Source organism: Gordonibacter pamelaeae 7-10-1-b (assembly GCF_000210055.1).
Taxonomy (GTDB): domain Bacteria; phylum Actinomycetota; class Coriobacteriia; order Coriobacteriales; family Eggerthellaceae; genus Gordonibacter; species Gordonibacter pamelaeae.
Genome location: NC_021021.1, coordinates 2,284,752 through 2,287,964 on the forward strand (window position 1 = coordinate 2,284,752; position 3,213 = coordinate 2,287,964).

The 3,213-nt window shown below is 67.0% G+C and carries 3 protein-coding genes and 1 pseudogene; all 4 read left to right on the plus strand.

The window, feature by feature from the left end; translation table 11 throughout:
- On the plus strand, positions 1-1,134 hold a 1,134-nt coding region (locus GPA_RS10650; protein WP_041239478.1), incomplete at its 5' end, for a VG15 protein.
- 94 nt (positions 1,135-1,228) lie between these two features.
- A complete protein-coding gene (locus GPA_RS10655; RefSeq protein ID WP_041239479.1) occupies positions 1,229-1,477 on the plus strand; it encodes a hypothetical protein in 249 nt (82 codons plus the stop codon).
- 173 nt (positions 1,478-1,650) lie between these two features.
- Positions 1,651-2,133 carry a hypothetical protein gene (locus GPA_RS10660; protein WP_015539869.1) on the plus strand — a complete coding sequence of 161 codons (483 nt, stop codon included), beginning with the start codon at positions 1,651-1,653 and terminating at the stop codon, positions 2,131-2,133.
- A gap of 30 nt (positions 2,134-2,163) precedes the next feature.
- Positions 2,164-3,084, plus strand: a pseudogene (locus GPA_RS16895) (phage major capsid protein); the annotation flags it as partial.
- Positions 3,085-3,213: the final 129 nt, after the last annotated feature.

Below are 3,213 nucleotides of genomic sequence, written 5' to 3' on the forward strand. Positions count from 1 at the left end.
ACCGAGGGTGCCGTGCGGGCGCTCGTGCAGTCCGTCGTGGAGACGGGGGCGGTCGAGCGGCTCTCCCGCGAGCTCGGCGACCGCGTGGACTACGAGGTGAAGCGCGCGGCCGGGGAGTGCATCCTGGGCAACGGCAGGCGCGACCCGCTCAAGCCGAGGTACGCCCGCGTGCCGTCCGGCTCCGAGACGTGCCCGTTCTGCGTCATGCTCGCGAGCCGGGGCTTCGTCTACCTGGACTCGGACACGGCAGGCGCCGACTCGCCCGACCACTACCACCCCAACTGCGACTGCCGCATCGTGCCCGGCTTCGACACCTACGAAGCAGGGACGAGCCGCAGGCTCAGCGCCTCGACGGCGGTGGAGGGCTACGAGCCCGACGTCCTCTACGACCGGTACGTGCAGGACTTGAAGAGCGGACGGCTCAACGTCGGATCCGTCAGCAGGTACTCGAGCCACGTCCTGCGGTGGCACAGCGACTCGTTCGCGAGCTACGCCGATTTCGTCAGGTTCGTGGACGGGGCGTCCGACATCGCCGACCTGCAGCAGAGGTGCGCGGTAGCCGCCCAGGAATGGGGGAAGACCGGCCTGTCGGACAGGTACTGGAGCAGGCTGCGCCAATCCGTCATGAACAAGCGGTACGCCTTCGAGCATGCGCCGGGAGGGGATGCGGCGAGGCTGCGCTCGGACGGACCCTACGTCGCCGAGTGGCTCGGGGAGGGCGCGTCGGGCATCGCGAAGTTCGAGACGAGGGAGGTCGAGCCGCACGAGTTCAACGCCTACCGGGTGCTCATGTCGCACGGACGCAGCTTCACCGTGAAGGCGGTCGACGCGGATGCCCGCTCCCGCGGCAAGGCATCGCCCGACCTGCTCATGGACGGCCACCGATGGGAGCTCAAGTGCCCCGACGGAGCCAACGAGAAGAAGACCATCGGGCGAAACATCAACAAGGCGGTGGCGCAGATGATGAACGCCGACCCGCCGGCGTCGTCGGTCAGGATCATCGTCAGCGGCATGGAGACGAGCCTTTCGGCCGAGAACATCGAGTACCACGTCAAGAGGAAGATGGCCGAGGGGAAGATCGACGAGATGATCGTCATCTACAGCGAGACCGATGTGAGGGTGTACAGAAAATGAAGCGGAGATTCCCATTGCCCTTCTTTTGCAGACGGGGGGGTGTCTCCGCATCGCCGATTATACCACGCAAGGGAGCTTCGGGGAAGGAGTCGTTATGGCGCATATCAGGAAGGCCGCGCTCGTGTGCGACAAGTGCGGGGAGCGGTTGGACATCGATCCGGAGGTCATCGACCCGTTCTTCAGCTCGATCCTGCTACGGGATAGCGCGTGGAGGGACTGGTCGAAGGTAGCCGGCAGGCACCTGTGCCCCACGTGCTCTGCAGAGTACCGCGAGGTGAAGGCAGAATGCGACCGCATGCTGAAGGAGGCCTCCGGCGCGAGGACCATCGAGTTTGAGTTATAGGGACGATTCACTCTTGTCGGTATTGCGACGGAATCGAGCGCCCGCAGGGCGCTTTTTTCATGCCCGGCGACGGGCCTACGCTCCGGAGCGCGCGGTCAAGCGCTCCCCACGCACTGCGGGCGGCGGTGAACGCCCGCGCCGACACCGGCTGGGGCCGGGGAAAGGGGCCGGATATGGCCGATCAGGAAGACAAGGGAGCCGAGGGCGGCGCGCAGACGCCGCCGAAGGACGGCGCCAAGGGCGGCGAGCCCAAGACGTTCACGCAGGAGGAGGTCAACCGCCTCGTGGCCGCCGAGAAGGCCCGCTTCAAGGGCTACTCCGACTTCAAGGCGAAGGCCGAGAAGTACGACGATCTGCAGAAGGCCCAGCAGACCGACGCCGAGCGCGCCGCCGAGCTCGAGCGCGAGCGCGACCGACTGCTCGCCGAGCGGAACGCCGAGGCATGGCGCCGTGAGGCCTCGAAGGCTACCGGCGTGCCTGCCGACCTGCTGCGCGGCGCCACCAAGGAGGACATCGAGGCGCATGCGGAGCTGCTCAAGCCCTACTTCGAGAAGAACTCCGTTCCAGAGGTCGGAAGCGACGGCTTCGCCCCGGTCCCCGGATCGGAGCGGTCGGGTAAGGACCTGTTCGCGAGCGCCATAGACGACCTGCTCTAAACGAGACAGCACACGAGGAACCAGGAGGAACACATGGCAGCGAAGGACACGAGCCGTCAGACGCAGGGGGTGCTGCTCCCCCCGGAAGTGAGCAGCGAGATCTGGGCTAAGGCGATCGAGGAGTCGGCCGCGATGCAGCTGGCGACCAAGATCCCCCTGCTCGGCCAGGGCAAGGAGTTCCAGACCATCACGGGCGACCCCGAGGCCAGCTGGGTGTCGGAGACCGAGAAGATCGCCACGGGCAAGCACACGTTCGGCAAGAAGTCGATGAAGGGCTACAAGCTCGGCGTCATCGAGCCGTTCTCCCTCGAGTTCAAGCGCGACAAGGCGGCGCTCTACGACGCGTGCGTGAACCGCCTGCCCAAGGCCATCGGCGTGAAGTTCGACAAGACGGTGTTCGGCGTCGAGGGTTCCGCGCCCGGCGAAAGCTTCGACACGCTCGCGGGGGCGACCGCGGTGGACATCGAGACGGACCCGTGGCTCGGGCTCGTCACGGCCGACGCCGCGATCTCGGCGGCCGACGGCATGCTCGACGGCTGGGCGCTGGCGCCCGCCGCTAAGACGTCCCTGCTCACCGCGAAGGACGGCATGGGGCGCCCCTTGTTCGTGAACTCCATGGTGTCGGACAACTCCGTCCCGGCGCTGATGGGCCACGCCGCCCACGTCAAGAAGGGCATCTACAAGGCGGCCGTCCCCGCCACGTCGTCCGCCGACGGGGTGCCGGCGCAGCTCGGCTTCGCCGGCGAATGGGCGAGCGCGTTCTACGGCATCGTGGAGGGCGTGCGCATCTCCATCACCGAGGACGCCACCATCACCATCGACGGGCAGCCGTTCAACCTCTGGGAGCACGACATGTTCGCCGTCAAGGTGATGTTCGAGGCGGGCTTCATCGTCAAGGACATCGCCCGCTTTGCGAAGCTCGTCGGCAAGACGCCGAAGCAGACGGCGTAAAGGGGTTGATCGCATGAGGATCGTATGCGACTACACCGGCATCGCGCTCGACGCCGCCCCGGAGGTTGCCGAGGCGCTCTGCGAACGCGGGTTCACGGCCGCAGAGCCGTTCCCGGCCCCTGCGGAGCG

Coding starts and splice junctions, on each gene's coding strand:
- GPA_RS10660 (WP_015539869.1), top strand. CDS start 1,651: ATGGCCGATCAGGAAGACAAGGGAGCCGAGGGCGGCGCGCAGACGCCG.
- GPA_RS10655 (WP_041239479.1), top strand. CDS start 1,229: ATGGCGCATATCAGGAAGGCCGCGCTCGTGTGCGACAAGTGCGGGGAG.